We start from the raw sequence: 14,727 nt of genomic DNA, 5'->3' as shown, positions 1-14,727 counted from the left end.
CGCCCCTTCTCCCGCAAGGGGAGAAGGGAGCAAAACAGGATTCCGCGATTTTTCCGGCAGACGTCGGATGGTGTCCTCTCCCTGCGGGAGAGGACATTCAGGAAGGGAAATAGAACCAGGCGGTCTTGATCAGGCCAGCCTCCACCTCGAACACCGCCACGCTCTCGATGGGCTCGGGGGAGAGGCCATGGATCTTCTCGTGATCGAACACCTTGTTGCCCATGACAGTGCGTGACAGCAGCTCGGCCTTGAGCAGCGGGTTGTTGAATCTGTGCTCCGCATAGAAGGCCCGCAGCGCCCCCTTGCCGACTGTGCTCGGCGTCTCGGTCGGCATGCGGTAGCCTTTGAAATCCGGGGCAAAGCAGGCCACGAAGGCGTCGAGGTCGTGGGCATTGTAGGCGGCAAACTGCGCCTCCACGGGTTGGGTGACGGACATGTCTCTCTCCACGAGTGAAATTTGAATCACTTATCCGCAATGTTCATTCCATCATCAAGCCCCGGATGGGGAGCTTCTCCCCCTCCCAAAAAACGCCCCATAACAAAAGACCCCGCCGAAGCGGGGTCTCTCTTATTTCGTCAGCCACTCACAGGGCGCGGCCGGGGTGATCAGTGCTCGCGGGTCTGGCGGAACTGGACGTCGGGGTGACGCTCCTGGGCCAGGCGCAGGTTGACCATGGTCGGCGCGATGTAGGTGAGGTTGTCACCGCCATCCAGCGCCAGGTTGACCTCGTTCTTGCGCTTGAACTCCTCGAACTTCTTGACGTCGGTGCCTTCCACCCAGCGGGCGGTGGCGACGTTGACCGCCTCGTAGATGGCCTCGACGTTGTACTCGCTCTTGAGGCGGGACACCACCACATCGAACTGCAGCACACCGACCGCACCGACGATGAGGTCGTTGCTGATGAGCGGGCGGAACACCTGCACCGCGCCCTCTTCGGAGAGCTGCACCAGCCCCTTGAGCAGCTGCTTCTGCTTGAGGGGATCGCGCAGGCGGATGCGGCGGAACAGCTCGGGGGCGAAGTTCGGGATGCCGGTGAACTTCAGATCCTCACCCTGGGTGAAGGTATCGCCGATCTGGATGGTGCCGTGGTTGTGCAGGCCTATGATGTCGCCGGCGAAGGCGTCTTCCGCCTGCTCCCGGTCACCGGCCATGAAGGTGACGGCGTCGGAGATGTTCACGTCCTTGCCGATGCGCACGTGGCGCATCTTCATGCCCTTGCTGTAAGTCCCTGACACGATGCGCATAAAGGCGATGCGGTCGCGGTGTTTCGGATCCATGTTTGCCTGGATCTTGAACACGAAGCCGGAGAACTTCTCCTCGGTGGCCACCACCTCGCGGCTCTCGGCCTTGCGCGGCATGGGAGACGGCGCCCAGTCGGTCAGGCCGTCCAGCATGTGGTCGACGCCGAAGTTGCCGAGTGCGGTCCCGAAGAAGACCGGGGTCATCTCGCCGGCGATGAAGGCGTCGTGATCGAACTCGGGGGAGGCCCCCTGTACCAGCTCCAGCTCGCCGCGCAGCTGGGCAGCCAGATCTTCGCCGATGGCGGCATCCAGTTCCGGACTATGCAGGCCCTTGACCACCCGCTTCTCCTGGATGGTGTGGCCCTGACCGCTCTGATACAGATAGGTCTCGTCCTTGTAGAGGTGATAGACCCCCTTGAAGGACTTGCCGCAACCGATGGGCCAGGTGATGGGGGCGCACATGATGTTGAGCTCGCGCTCCACCTCGTCCATTACCTCCATGGGATCGCGCACTTCGCGGTCCAGCTTGTTCATGAAGGTGAGGATGGGGGTGTCGCGCAGCCGGGTCACCTCCATCAGCTTGCGGGTCCGGTCTTCGACGCCCTTGGCGGCGTCGATGACCATCAGGCAACAATCCACGGCTGTGAGAGTACGGTAGGTATCTTCGGAGAAGTCCTCGTGACCCGGGGTGTCGAGCAGGTTGACCAGGCAGTCGGCATAGGGAAACTGCATCACCGAGGTGGTGATGGAGATGCCGCGCTGCTTCTCCATCTCCATCCAGTCGGATTTGGCGTGCTGGCCCGAGCCACGGCCCTTGACGGTACCGGCGCGCTGGATGGCCTGTCCGAACAGCAGGACCTTTTCGGTGATGGTGGTCTTACCCGCATCCGGGTGCGAGATGATCGCGAAAGTGCGTCTCTTGGAGACTTCACTCAAAAATTCAGCTGACATAATTCGACGTTCTTCTATTGGGCGGCGGCGCGGGCCACCGTGGGAATAAATGCGGGACAGCACCTTGGGGTCAGGGCGCCCATGCATGCAACAACGCCACGCGGGCGGGTCGGGGACCGGCCGGTGGAAACGGGGAAGAGCGTTGCGCTACATGGGTCTGGCCTTGAGTCAAAGCAAAATTGCGCGGCATTATACCCGCGCGAGTGAAAAATACCCAGCCCGGCATCGAGGGGCCACCCCGGGCGGCGTCAGGCGGCCTTCACCACCCGGTTGCGCCCCGCCAGCTTGGCCTCGTACATGGCCTCGTCGGCCCGGCGCACCAGCTCGCCCAGGTTGTCATCCTCGGGCTTGTACTGGGCGCAGCCGATGCTGATGCGGATGGGATGATCCGCCGGCACCCCCTCGATGGCGAGGCGGGAGACGGCGAGCCGGATCCGCTCCGCCACCTCGGCGGCCTCGTCGAGACGGGTGTCCGGCAGCAGCACCAGAAACTCCTCGCCGCCGTTGCGCCCCACCCTGTCCAGGCTGCGCAACTGCTCCTCGATGCACTGGGCCACGGCGGTGAGCACCCTGTCCCCCACCTGGTGGCCAAGCTGGTCGTTGACCCTCTTGAAGTGATCCACGTCCAGCAGCAGCACGCACAGTGGCTTGCCCTCCTCCCGCGCCTGGGTGAACCACTTGCGCCCCTTGGCCTGGATCTGGCGCCGGTTGTGGATGCCGGTCAGCTCGTCCGTCATGGCGAGGCGCTGCATCTTGCGGGTGCGGCCGCGCTGGTGCACCACCAGTATGCCCATCACCAGCAGCAGCAGGGTCACCACCAGGTATTGCCAGTAGCGGCGCTCCTGCAGTTGCTTGAGCTTCTCCTCCTGCAGCTGCTGCCGGGATCTCAGGGTCTGGTTCTCCAGCTCCTTGCGGGCGAGATCGAACTCGAAGCGCATCTGCAGAGAACGCTGCTCCCGCAGCCGCAGCTCCAGGGCCTGCCGGGTCTGCACGAAAGTCTTGAGGCTGGCCAGGGCCTCCTGGATGCGGCCCTGGCGCTCCAGCACCCGGGCCCGCACCTCGTGGACCCGGGCGAGGAAGCGCAGATTCTGCTCCCTGGCGAAGATGGGCTCGGCCTCGTCCAGGTGCCGCTGCGCCTCGGCCGGCCTGTCCATGGCGTCCAGGGCGGTGGCCATGATGAGGTGCCAGTGGCCCAGGGTCACGCTGTCGGCCCCCTTCCCTCGCAGCAGCTGGGCCTTGACCTGTTCCAGCTTGGCCATGGCCTGCGCCGTCTTGCCCTGCTTGAGCAAGAGGGTGGCCATCTCGACCCGGCTCCAGGCCAGCATCCCCTCCTGCTGCTGCCCCAGGTAGTAGATCTCGGCCTCCGCCATCAGGGGCAGCGCCTTGTCGTACTCCTCGGTCTCGATATAGAGCAGCCCCTGCTGGCTGTGGATGTCCACCAGATGCTCCCGATCCCCCAGGACCCGGTAGTCGTGCTCCAGCTCCTTGAAGTAGCTCTCGGCCCGCTCATAGAGCCCCATCCTGCGGTAGGCGTTGGCGATCCGGGTCAGCACCTCGCGCCCCTTGCCCTCCAGTCCGAGCCCCTCGTAGCGGCGATGGGCATCGATCAGTTCCATCAGCCCCTCGGCCAGCTCCCCCTGGTAGGCGAACATCTCACCCCGCAGGCTGAGGATGTCGGCCCGCTGGCGCTCATCCCCCAGCCGGCGGGCCAGGGTCAGGGCCGCGTCGTAATCCTGCCTGGCCTCGGCCATGTTGCCGAGCAGCTGCCTGTGGTAACCGCGACAGGCGAGCAGGCCGGCCTCGGTGACCCTGTCCTTGCGTGCCCGGACCCGGTCCAGCCCCTGATCGGCAAACTGCACGGCGCGCAGGAAGTCGTCATCCCGCTCGCTCGGCTGGGCCCAGCACTGCAGGCGGGCGATGCGTCCCTGCACCTCCTCCGGATACACCTGCTTCTTGTCCGCCAGCACGGCGACGCGGTCGCGAAAGATCCGCTCCGGCAGCCCGCCGTCTTCCAGCTGCTGCAGCTCGCGCAGCAGCTCGGGCTCGGAGAGCCGCGGTGGCTGTGCCAGGGCCGGCGTCATCCCCAGCCACAGCAGCAGGCCACACCCCATCAGGATCTTCATGCAGATTCACTCTCCCCGTTTACCGGCCCGGATGCCGCGCTCACCGCTGTCATCATATCCCCACCGTCTCCGGGCGCACAGCCGCCGGAGGGCGAGAAAATTCCTCATGTCAGACGGGAGCCCCCGCTATCCCCTTCTTTACAGAAGGAAAGTCTGCATCGACTATATAGGCTTTCAAACAGGGAAGGGATGAGGAATGACCTACGAGGAGCTGCGGGAGGCTTACGACAGGTTGTTGCTGGAGAACGAGCGTCTGAAGCGCATCGCCGAGGACGCGCGGGAGAAGCTGGATGCCGCCATGGACGGCACCGGCCTGTGCATCTGGCAGAACCATGTGCCGACCGGCAAGCTCATCATCTTCAACCGGCGCTGGGGATCCATGCTCGGCTATCAGCCCAAGGAACTGTCGGCCCACTTCGACGTCTGGCGCGAACACCTGCATCCGGAGGACAGGGAGCAGGTGCTGCAGGCCTTCTTCGACCATCTGGAGGGCAAGAGCCCGTTTTACCAGGTGATGCATCGGATGATCGCCAAGGACGGCAAGACCACCTGGGTGCTGGACCGCGGCCGGGTGGTGGAGCGGGATGCCCAGGGCAACCCCATACGGGTGATGGGCACCCACATCGACATCACCCACGAGAAGGAGTACGAGCAGCAGCTCGCCCAGCTCGCCCACCGGGATCCCCTCACCGGCCTGCTCAACCGCACCGCCCTGCACCGTCAGTTCCCCGGGGAGTACCAGGCCATCTGCTTCATCGATCTCGACGACTTCAAGCAGGTCAACGACAACCTGGGCCACCGGGCCGGCGACGAGCTGCTGATCGCCCTCACCCGCCGGCTGCGCGACTGCTGCGAGGAGGGGGTGAAGATAGGCCGGCTCGGCGGCGACGAATTCGTGCTGCTGCTGCCCTGGCCGAGCGAGGATCCCCGCACCAGCCACCTGGCTCGCCAGTGCATCGACGCCATCGCCACCCCGTTCGAGCTGCCCAACGGCGAGGCGGCGGTGGGGCTCAGCATGGGGATTGCGGCCATCCGGCCCCAGGACGACTTCAGCACGGCGCTGGCCAGGGCCGATCAGGCCATGTACCGGGTCAAGCGCGCCGGCAAGCGCGGCTTCCACATCGCCCAGCCGAGCGGCCAGCCCCTGCTGGATCAGGAGCAGGTCAACGAACGGGGCCTCTGCCACAGGCCCGGCGTCTGACCCCCAGACAGTGCCGGCCTGCCCCTAGCTGCGCTGCCAGCGCCGCAGCAGGCGTCCGCGCAGGCCGCAATCCAGCAGCCAGCTGTTGTCGAACACCCGCAGTATGGCCGTCTTGGCGTGACGGGACATGGCGACGGCGTGGAACCGGGTCTGCTGTGCCCGCCGCCCGTTCATCCGATCGAGCAGGGCGTGGGGCAGGCTCTGGGCGATGAAGTCGGAGACCACCAGCACATCGGCCTTGGCAAACGCCGGCTCCTCCAGCTGGGTCAGGGCCTGCTCCAGACAGGGCACCAGATCGGTGCCGCCGTGGAAACTCAGGGAGAGGAAGCGCTCCGCCTTCTCCAGCCCGGTCTCGGCGGTGATCTCGAGGGTCGCCACCTCGGTGGAGAAGAGCATCAGATAGCAGCCCCGCTTCTCGTTCATCGCCACCTTGAGCAGGGCCAGGAAGAGCGCCTTGGCGCACTCCTCCGGGTAGCCCCCCATGGAGCCCGAAGTATCGACGCAGACGATGAAGGGGCCTCGAGGTTGCACCTCCTGGCCCCCCTGCTCCGGGGAGCGCTGCATCAGGCGCTGCCGTGGCAGGGTGCCCCTGGACTGGTAGCTCAGCAGGCGCCGCTCCAGATAGCGGCGATAGAACTCCAGCTCCAGCTCAGGCAGCGCCAGCATCACCGCCTCGCTCGGCAAGAGGCGCATCAGATCGCTGGCCGGGTGCACCCCCACCAGATCGTCGGGCACGTCGTCGCTCTGCACCTCCTCCAGCTCGTGCACCGGCACAGGCGGCAGCGTCCTGGCCTCGCTGCGCCGCTCCCGCTCGCTGCGCCCCAGCAGGGCGGCGATCTCCGCCAGCAGGGGCTCCTGCTGCAACATGCGGGCATATTGCTTGATCAGCACCAGGCTGCGCTTGTGCCAGCTGCCCTGGGCCAGATCCCAGAGGCCGCCCGCGGAGATCTGGTGCGGATCCAGGGCATCGGCCAGGGTCCGGTTCGCCAGCAGCTGATCCTCTATCTCCTGGCGCTGCTTCTCCCGCTCCGCCTCGGCGATCTGCTGCTGCAACTGCAGCAGGCTGCCCACCAGGCTGGAGCGCCACTTCTCGATGAAGAGCTGGCGCAGCCCCTCGGTGGGCTGGGCCAGCATCTGGCGCACCAGGCTGCGGGCATCCCCCGCGAAGGGGCTGTGCTGCTCCAGGGCCTCCAGCAGGGCCGGCAGTCGCCCCACCAGCTCCGGCAGGGGCAGCAGGCGGTGCGCCTGATAGAGCAGGTACTCCTGCTCCAGCGCCACCGGCACCGGCTTGTGGCGCATCTCCTCGCCGAGCTGATCGCCCCAGCGCTGGATCCGCTTCCTGAGCAGCTTGCCCTGCAGGGGCGAGCGCTTGATGAACTCGGAGATCTTCGGGGTGGAGGCCAGCAGCAGCGCCATCTCCCCCGCCAGCTCCCCCTCGCCGATGAGGAGCCCCAGATCCATCATGCCGATCTCTAGCATGGCCACTCCCTGTGCAGGGGACGCAGGGTGCCATCCCGCAACGGCAGGCGGCTCGTGTTAGGGGCCAGCGCCACGTCGGACACCATCAGGCATCCAGCCTGGGCAGGCGATCCCGCCACTGTTGCAGCTCGGTGCCGAGCCGCTCCAGATCCCGGTTCAGCACGAAGAAGCTGTCCTCCACCTGGCGCAGCCAGTTGTCCCCCACGAACAGATGGGGCTGGTGGCGATCGAACAGGCTGCGCTGCCCCTTGAGGCTCTGCTGCACCCGGACCACCTGGCTCGCCAGCTCCTCCAGCTCCGCCAGCCAGGGGCTCATCACCACCTCGGGGATGGGGGTCCGCTCCACCAGCACCAGGGGCACGGGCTGGCGCTGGATATCCAGCACGTGCAGCCGCAGCTGCTCGTCCAGCACCAGCTCGTAGTGCCCCTCCTTGGGATTGCCGAGCTGCCAGCCCACCAGGGCCTCCCCGGTGGGGTGCCAGTGGGAGAGCAGGGTGCGATCGAAGGTGAGGGTCTCGGTCAGGCGGTCGGGATCGCCGCCGTCCAGGGGCGCCGGGGTGAGCAGGTGGAAGTGCACCTGCTTGCCGAACGCCCTGGCGTTGGCGAGCGGCAGCTCGGTGCCGCGGGCGCGGCGACCGAACCACTGCTTGCGCTTGACCGCCTTGCTGCCGATGCGCTGGGCGACGGCCCCCTTCAACTGCTTGAACCGCTCGCGCAGGGCCAGCAGTTGCCGGGTCAGCGCCAGCTGCTGGTAGCCGTAGAGGCGGGAAAACTCGCCGATCATCTCCAGCAGCGCGGTGCGGGAGGCCTCGTCGTGCCAGAGGCAATCCTTGAACAGCAGCAGATCCAGGGGGGCCACCTCGTCGCGGCCGTTGAAGAAGGCGCTCGCCTTGATGAGCCTGACGGCCTTCTTCCAGCGCCGATCCGAGACATAGCAGCCGTGCCCAAGCTGGCTGTCGAGCTGCTGGCGCAACTGGTAGATGAGCTCGAAACAGGCATCGGGCAGGCGCACCTGCTCTATCTGCTCCTGCCAGGCGGCGTACTCTTCCCCCCGGATCTGCACCGAGGGGGTCAGGTTCTGGTGGGACTGGCCATCGCTCGCCAGCATGGCCTGGAAGTTGGATTTCTCCTGCACCCTGTCCATCCAGACCCGCACCAGCATGCGGTCGTAGAGCGCCTCCAGCCCGCTGTCCGGGGCCGGCAGCTCGTTGGAGGCGGTGACCAGCAGCCGCATGGGGATGGGGTGCTGGCTGTCGCCGTTGCGAAACTGCCGCTCGTTGATGGCGGTGAGCAGGGTGTTGAGGATGGCCGGGCCCGCCTTCCAGATCTCGTCGAGGAAGACCACCTCGGCCTCCGGCAGGTAGCCGGCGGTGAGCCGTAGATACTTGCCGTCCTCCTTGAGCGCCTGGATGGAGAGGGGGCCGAACACCTCCTCCGGCGTGCTGAAGCGGGTCATCAGGTATTCGAAGTGACGGGCATCGTGAAACGCCAGCTTGAGCCGGCGGGCGATCAGGCTCTTGGCGATGCCCGGGGGGCCCAGCAGGAAGACGCTCTCGCCGCACAGGGCCGCCAGCAGGCCGAGCCGCAGGGCGTCCTGGCGCTCATACAGCCCCTCCCCGAGGGCGGCCAGGAGCCGTAGCAGGCGCTCATGGATGGGGGTGGCACGAACAGTATTCTGGGCTAAAGGCGGCATAGGCACAGTTCCGAAGCTGGTATGGTCATAGGGATTCGGGGTCCGGCCTCTGGCCCCCTCCCGTCGTCATTGTCTGTCATCTCTGCCCCTGGCCGGCGTTCATCCGCCATCGCCGCACGGCGAAAAGGCAACGTCCGGGGTGCAGCAAAACCCGCGAGAGTGTACTCTGCGCATCAGAATTTACCCCAACGTAGATCAAGAGTGAGCCTTCGCCATGCAAGATCCCCTGCTGGACCCGCTGCGCCAGCGCATTCTGGCCCGGATGGGCATCACCCTCTGGCAACAGAGAGGCCAGGCCCTGCCGGGTCAGGCGGCAGGGGCGACGCCGGTGACGGCTGAACGCCCGGCGCAGGATGCGAACAACGGGCATCCGGCACCCTCGCTGCCGACCGGCAGGCTGTGGCTGCAGGCCGACACCCTGCCCTCCCCCGCCCTGCTCGGGGATCTCTGCCAGTGGCTCGGCATCGGCACGGACGAGGTCTCCCTGCTGGCCAGGATCCCCGAGCTGCCAGAGGGGACACCGCAGCCCCTGATCTGGCTGACGGCCCCGGATGCCCGCTGGCCCGACGCCCTGGTCTGCCCGCTCAAGCCCAACGGGACACACAAGCGCGCCCTGTGGCAGCAGTGCCGGCACCGCCAGCCCGGTTGAACCGGGCTCCCTGACGCAACGACCATGGCACGGCCATGGCCTCCCTCGCAAGCCCGAATCCCGCCCGGAGTCACCATGTCTGACCTTTTGCCCCTCTTCCGCCCCCTGCTCGAATCCGATTTCGAGGCCATCTACCCCATCGAGCAGGCCGCCCACCAGGAGCCCTGGAGCCGGGCCAACCTGCTCTCCTGCTTCGGGCCGCGCTATCTCAACGGCCTGATGCTGGTGGACGGGCAACCGGCCGGTTTCTACATCTCGGATCTGGTGGCCGGGGACAGCTCCCTGATGAACCTCTGCGTGCACCCCGATTTTCAGGGCAAGGGGCTGGGGCGGGCGCTGCTCAAGGAGTACCTGGCTCGCAGCAAGGCCGGCGGGGCCGAGGCCTGGTTCCTCGAGGTCAGGGCCGGCAACCGCACCGCCATCAACCTCTACGAGAGCGAGGGGTTTGCCGAGTATTGCCGCCGCGCCGACTACTACGGCACCGGCCAGGATCGGGAGGACGCCGTGCTGATGTCCCGCCTGTTCGACTTCGGCTGATCCCATGCCGCTCGGCTCAGGCTAAGAGGCCGCCCGCAACAGACAAGGGGGCATGCCGCCCCCTTGTCGTTTCTACCCTCATCCCGACTCCCACTCGCCCTCAGGGCAGGGGGGCATTGTCGATGGCGGGATCCTCCAGGCTCAGGGTCACCCTCAGCACGGCCTCGAAGGCGGCGCCCGAGATCGGCATGAAGAAGCCGCGGCCATAGGTGACCCCGGGCATCCAGATCTCCTCGGTATCCGGCACGACCCTGATAGGGCGCAGGGGTTCCCCCGGTCGCTGGACATAGATGCCTGGGGCCGTCTCCACCCTGGGGAAGCGGCGCAGAATATGCTCGCTGCCATCCCCCGCATCCGGGTTGAGCCGCACCTTGGCCAGCCCCGCCAGGGCGGACTGCATCTCGGGGGCACGCCACATCCTGTTGTCGAGCGCCTTGCAGCGCCGGCACTTGGCGCGCTCGATCACATAGAGCAGGGGATATCCCTCCTTCAGTGCCAGCTGCTGCGCCTGCTCGTACCCCTCGGCGCCGCTCAGCCAGGGATTCTCCTGCCCCGCAGTTCCGCCCAACGCAAACCAGAGGGCACCGGCCCCCGCCAGCAGCAACAAGGCGCCGGTCAACAGACTCTTGATCCCGATATTCATGGCTCTACTCCCTGAATGAATCCGACCCTTGCCCTTATCATGCCTGACTCTCCCCAAGTTGACGACTTTGTGATCCAGGACAAATGGCGAACACTTGTAAGCCGTAATCTTAGAGTTTAAACTCCAGCCCCGTTTTCAGTGCCCCTGCGGGCGCACAACTGTTACTTGAGGATGAGTGAGATGTCGCAGTTTCATCTGGTTAGAGTGATGCGTGAGCGTATTGCCCGCCTTGGCAACAAGGCCGCCCTGCGCGTCCAGCAGGATGGCCAGTGGCGCGCCATCGGCTGGCGCACCCTGGGTCAGGCCATGGATTATTGCGCCCAGGGGCTGATCCGCGCCGGCCACCAGTCAGGCGAGATGGTCGGCATCTACGCCCGCAACATGCCGGAGTGGACCCAGGCCGATCTCGGCATCCTGGCCGCCCGTGGCGTCAGCGTGCCCATCTACCCCACCAGCACCCTCGATCAGCTGCGCTACATCGTCAAGGATGCCGGCATCAGGATGCTGTTCGTGGGGGAACAGCCCCAGTACGATCAGGCGCTGCAGCTCATCGACAGCGGCGAGATCCGCCATATCGTCGCCCTGGACGGCACCGTCGACCTGCGCGGCTGCGCCTCGGCCAGCCACTTCCAGACCTTCCTTGCCTCCGGCAACCACCCACCCAGCGAGCTGGCGCTGCGCGAGCGCGAGCGCCACTACCGCATGGACGACCTGCTGACCCTGATCTACACCTCGGGCACCACGGGCGAACCCAAGGGAGTCATGCTCGACTTCGCCAACATGGCCGCCTGCTTCGAGATGCATGACCGCCGCCTCGACCTGAATGAACAGGACGTGTCCCTCTGCATGCTGCCGCTGAGCCACGTGTTCGAGCGCGCCTGGAGCTACTACGTGCTCTACTGCGGCGCCGAGAACGTCTACATTCGCGACCCGCAGAAGGTGATGGATGTCATCGGCGAGGTGAAGCCCACCGTGATGTGCGCCGTGCCCCGCCTCTACGAGAAGGCCTACGCCATGATCCAGGCGAAGGTCGCCCAGGCCCCGCGCCTGCGCCGCGCCCTGTTCGGCTGGGCCACCCGGGTCGGCAAGCAGATGGTCGCCGCCCGCCAGGCGGGCAAATCCGCCTCTCCCCTGCTCTACGGCCAGCTCTGGCTTGCCGAGCGCCTGGTGTTTCGCAAGCTGCGCGCCCGGTTCGGCGGCCGTACCCGCTTCCTGCCGGTGGCGGGCGCCCGTCTCGCGGACGAGGTGAACCTCTTCTTCCAGGCCATGGGGCTCAACCTCAAGTACGGCTACGGCATGACCGAGACCACCGCCACCGTCTGCTGCTATGAAGACACCCGGTTCAGGCTGGGCTCCATCGGCACGGCGCTCTACGGCATCGAGGTGAAACTCGGCGAGAACAACGAACTGCTGGTGCGCGCCCCGACCGTGATGCGCGGCTACTACAACAAGCCGGAGGCCACGGCCGAGGTGATGACCGAGGATGGCTTCCTGCGCACCGGCGATGCGGGCGAGCTGGATGGCGAGGGCAACATCTACTTCACCGAGCGCTTGAAGGAGCTGATGAAGACCTCCAACGGCAAGTACGTGGCGCCGCAACTGGTGGAAGGGACCCTGGGCAAGGATCGCTTCATCGAGCAGATCGCCATCGTCGCCGATGCCCGCCACTTCGTGTCGGCGCTCATCGTGCCCTGCTTCGAGTCCCTGGAGGAGTACGCCCGCTCCATCAACCTGCAGTACCAGTGCAAGACCGAGCTGCTGCGCCACTCCCGGGTGATGGAGTTCTTCGAGGCTCGCATTCAGGATCTGCAAAAGGAGCTGGCCAAGTTCGAGCAGGTGAAGAAGTTCACCCTGCTGCCGAGCGCCTTCTCCATGGAGCTCGGGGAGATCACCCCCACCATGAAGCTGCGCCGCAAGATCATCGAGGCCAAGTACCAGCGCGAGATAGAAGCCATGTACAGCCACGTCTGACCGACGGGCCAGATATGAAAGAGCCGCTCATGGAGCGGCTTTTTGCTGGGCGTCTCTCCCTTATGGCAGCTTGACCAGGGGTTGCTCGCGCAGCTCGGTGGCCCGACCGGCCTGGATCTTCTCCACCTGGGCCAGGGCCTGCTTCACCTCGTCGGCATTTTGCAGCAGGCGATAGGTCAGATCGAAGGTCTTGGTCTCCCCCGGCTGGATCTTGGGGACCAGCCCCAGCGGGCGCTGGTACTTGGTGCTGTAGGCATAGCTGGTGCCGGGCTCGATGCCGGTCACATAGCCCTGGGCCCTGGTGTCTGTGTTCTTCCACAGGGTCAGCACCGGCAACTGCCTGGTGTTGTAGCCCACCGCCACCCCGGCGCTGCCGGCCTTGTTGTTCAGCACCGCCAGGGTGTTGCCGTCGGCATCGCCGTAGGGCACCAGGTTGAACACCATCTCGTCGAAGCCCTTGGTGGGCCCCAGGTAGGTTTGCCAGCTCTTGAGCCCGGCCTTGGCGTAGTCGTTGAACGGGGAGATCTGCTTCACCGGCGTGCTGACGCGCGCGCCCTCCTCCAGGATGGGGGCCCCGAAGTTGCCGTGGTAGATGATCTGGTACTCGTTCTCGTAGTCCGCGTGGTTGGTCAGCTTGTCCTGCAGGGCAAACTCCCCCTGACCGGGCACTACGCTCAGCTGGGTCCAGGTGACCAGCTCGCTCATCTTGAAGGTGCGCTCGTCCACCCGGCCCCGCACGTGGATGGCGTAGGGCGGCTCTTCGTCCACGGTCACGCTGACCACGGAGGCGGGAATGTTCTGCACCCGACCGTGCAGGCTCTTGAGGCGGCCGTCGTCATCCACCCCGGGGTGACCCGTCCACTCGTAGCCGCAGCGCACCAGCATCTCGTTGAAGCCATCGAGCCAGCCGAGGCCGCCACGGCTCTCGAGATCGATGAAGGCGGGGTTGACCACCTCCTTGACCGGTGAATCCCAGCCGAGGCGCAGATCCGCCGCCTTGACCTCCTGGATCCCCATGCCGCGGGTCGGCACCAGGGTGATCTTCATGACACCGTTGTCGACGATGAGCAGATCCACCCCTTCCTGGCGGCCGCCGTGCAGGCGCTTCTTCTCGATGGTGAAGGGAACCGGGCTCTTGATGCCGAGCTTCTCGCTGGTGATCTTCCAGTCCCCCACGTCCAGCCCTTGCTGGGCGTCGGTCAGCAAAAATTCGGCGGCATGACCCGCGGTGGTACCCAGGGCGAGCAGCACGGCAAGGGAGAGTTTCTTCAACATGGATGTATCCTCGTGTCTCTTGTTTTTGTGAAGCTGAATCGTTTCAGTGATCGAAAAACTAGGCGGCCGACGTGCCGGACTCAAGAGACAAAAGGGGGAAATGTGAGCCAATTGACAATAAAAGCGCCTCCTACCCTGCTGAAGTGAAGGCTGACTCACAGTTATGCGGAGGGAAAACCAGGCACGCCGGCGGGGAGCCGAGAGGGGCCGCTCCCTCTCACCCCGCCGGCATCAGATTCACTACAGCGCCAGCGCCACGGCGGCCTCGGCGTGGATGGCGGTGGTGTCGTAGAGCGGCACGGCGGCCTGGCACGCCCCCACCAGCAGGGCGATTTCGGTGCAACCCAGGATCACCGCCTGGGCGCCGGCCTGTGCCAGCCCGGCGATGATGGCCAGATACTCGGCCTGCGACGACTCGCGAATCTCGCCGAGGCAGAGTTCGTCATAGATGATGCGGTGCACCCGCTCCCGTGCAGCGTCACCAGGCACCAGCACCTCCAGCCCGAACCGCTCCTGGAGCCGCCCCTTGTAGAAATCCTGCTCCATGGTGAAGCGGGTGCCGAGCAGGCCGACCCGGGTCACCCCGTCGGCCAGCAGGCGGCGCGCCGTGGCATCGGCGATGTGGAGCAGGGGGATGTCGATGGCGGCCTCGATCTCCGGCGCCACCTTGTGCATGGTGTTGGTGCCGATCAGCAGGAAATCGGCGCCACCGGCCTGGACGGCCCTGGCCTCGGCCGCCAGCAGGCGGGCGGTGGCGGGCCAGTCGCCGGCGTGCTGCAACCGCTCAATCTCGGCGAAGTCGACGCTGCTCAGCAGTACCCGCGCCGAGTGCAGGCCGCCGAGCCGCTCGCGCACGCCCCGGTTGAGGGCCTGGTAATAGCTGACGGTGGACTCCCAGCTCATGCCACCCAGCAGACCGATACATTTCATGGCACCTCCTTGCCAGCTCAGGTGAAACAAAAA

General features: G+C 66.0%; 12 protein-coding genes. 4 read left to right on the top strand and 8 right to left on the bottom strand.

What is annotated here, in order from left to right:
- Positions 1–97: 97 nt before the first annotated feature.
- The 3 genes from I6L39_RS10230 to I6L39_RS10220 form a co-directional block, all read right to left on the bottom strand.
- Complete coding sequence (locus I6L39_RS10230; protein ID WP_209794696.1) at positions 98–436, bottom strand: nuclear transport factor 2 family protein; 339 nt, start codon at positions 434–436, stop codon at positions 98–100.
- Between the two features lie 170 nt (positions 437–606).
- Positions 607–2,196 (bottom strand): peptide chain release factor 3, encoded by a 1,590-nt coding sequence (gene prfC / locus I6L39_RS10225; RefSeq protein WP_157005270.1) that lies wholly within the window; start codon positions 2,194–2,196, stop codon positions 607–609.
- A gap of 245 nt (positions 2,197–2,441) precedes the next feature.
- Positions 2,442–4,316, bottom strand: coding sequence for a GGDEF domain-containing protein (locus I6L39_RS10220; protein ID WP_216991701.1), 1,875 nt, complete (start codon positions 4,314–4,316; stop codon positions 2,442–2,444).
- A 196-nt stretch (positions 4,317–4,512) separates the two neighbouring features.
- Here I6L39_RS10220 and I6L39_RS10215 point away from each other — a divergent pair, with 196 nt between their 5' ends.
- Positions 4,513–5,517, top strand: coding sequence for a sensor domain-containing diguanylate cyclase (locus I6L39_RS10215; protein WP_209794698.1), 1,005 nt, complete (start codon positions 4,513–4,515; stop codon positions 5,515–5,517).
- 24 nt (positions 5,518–5,541) lie between these two features.
- Here the strand turns inward: I6L39_RS10215 and viaA are convergent, their stop codons facing one another.
- Entirely contained in the window at positions 5,542–6,996 is a 1,455-nt protein-coding gene (gene viaA / locus I6L39_RS10210; protein ID WP_216991700.1) for an ATPase RavA stimulator ViaA, read from the bottom strand.
- A gap of 85 nt (positions 6,997–7,081) precedes the next feature.
- Positions 7,082–8,689 carry an ATPase RavA domain-containing protein gene (locus I6L39_RS10205; protein ID WP_216991699.1) on the bottom strand — a complete coding sequence of 536 codons (1,608 nt, stop codon included), beginning with the start codon at positions 8,687–8,689 and terminating at the stop codon, positions 7,082–7,084.
- Positions 8,690–8,903: 214 nt separating this feature from the next.
- On the opposite strand from I6L39_RS10205, the gene I6L39_RS10200 reads away from it, so the two are divergent.
- The gene (locus tag I6L39_RS10200; RefSeq protein WP_254203765.1) at positions 8,904–9,338 is read left to right on the top strand and encodes a DNA polymerase III subunit psi; all 435 of its coding nucleotides are present in this window, start codon (positions 8,904–8,906) and stop codon (positions 9,336–9,338) included.
- A gap of 87 nt (positions 9,339–9,425) precedes the next feature.
- Positions 9,426–9,875, top strand: coding sequence for a ribosomal protein S18-alanine N-acetyltransferase (gene rimI / locus I6L39_RS10195; RefSeq protein ID WP_042074172.1), 450 nt, complete (start codon positions 9,426–9,428; stop codon positions 9,873–9,875).
- 100 nt (positions 9,876–9,975) lie between these two features.
- On the opposite strand, the gene I6L39_RS10190 is transcribed toward rimI, so the two are convergent.
- Complete coding sequence (locus I6L39_RS10190; protein ID WP_209794701.1) at positions 9,976–10,518, bottom strand: hypothetical protein; 543 nt, start codon at positions 10,516–10,518, stop codon at positions 9,976–9,978.
- 180 nt (positions 10,519–10,698) lie between these two features.
- Here I6L39_RS10190 and I6L39_RS10185 point away from each other — a divergent pair, with 180 nt between their 5' ends.
- Positions 10,699–12,489 carry a long-chain fatty acid--CoA ligase gene (locus I6L39_RS10185; protein WP_216991698.1) on the top strand — a complete coding sequence of 597 codons (1,791 nt, stop codon included), beginning with the start codon at positions 10,699–10,701 and terminating at the stop codon, positions 12,487–12,489.
- A 60-nt stretch (positions 12,490–12,549) separates the two neighbouring features.
- Here I6L39_RS10185 and I6L39_RS10180 read toward each other — a convergent pair whose 3' ends face one another.
- Both I6L39_RS10180 and I6L39_RS10175 read right to left on the bottom strand, forming a co-directional pair.
- Positions 12,550–13,764 carry an aldose 1-epimerase family protein gene (locus tag I6L39_RS10180; RefSeq protein ID WP_216991697.1) on the bottom strand — a complete coding sequence of 405 codons (1,215 nt, stop codon included), beginning with the start codon at positions 13,762–13,764 and terminating at the stop codon, positions 12,550–12,552.
- Between the two features lie 240 nt (positions 13,765–14,004).
- Positions 14,005–14,694 carry an aspartate/glutamate racemase family protein gene (locus tag I6L39_RS10175; protein WP_216991696.1) on the bottom strand — a complete coding sequence of 230 codons (690 nt, stop codon included), beginning with the start codon at positions 14,692–14,694 and terminating at the stop codon, positions 14,005–14,007.
- Positions 14,695–14,727 lie beyond the last annotated feature (33 nt).

Origin of the sequence: Aeromonas sp. FDAARGOS 1409 (genome assembly GCF_019048705.1) — a bacterium.
Lineage (GTDB): Bacteria > Pseudomonadota > Gammaproteobacteria > Enterobacterales > Aeromonadaceae > Aeromonas > Aeromonas sanarellii.
Note: the sequence above shows the minus strand (reverse complement) of the source record. Positions and strands in the feature narration are given on the sequence as shown.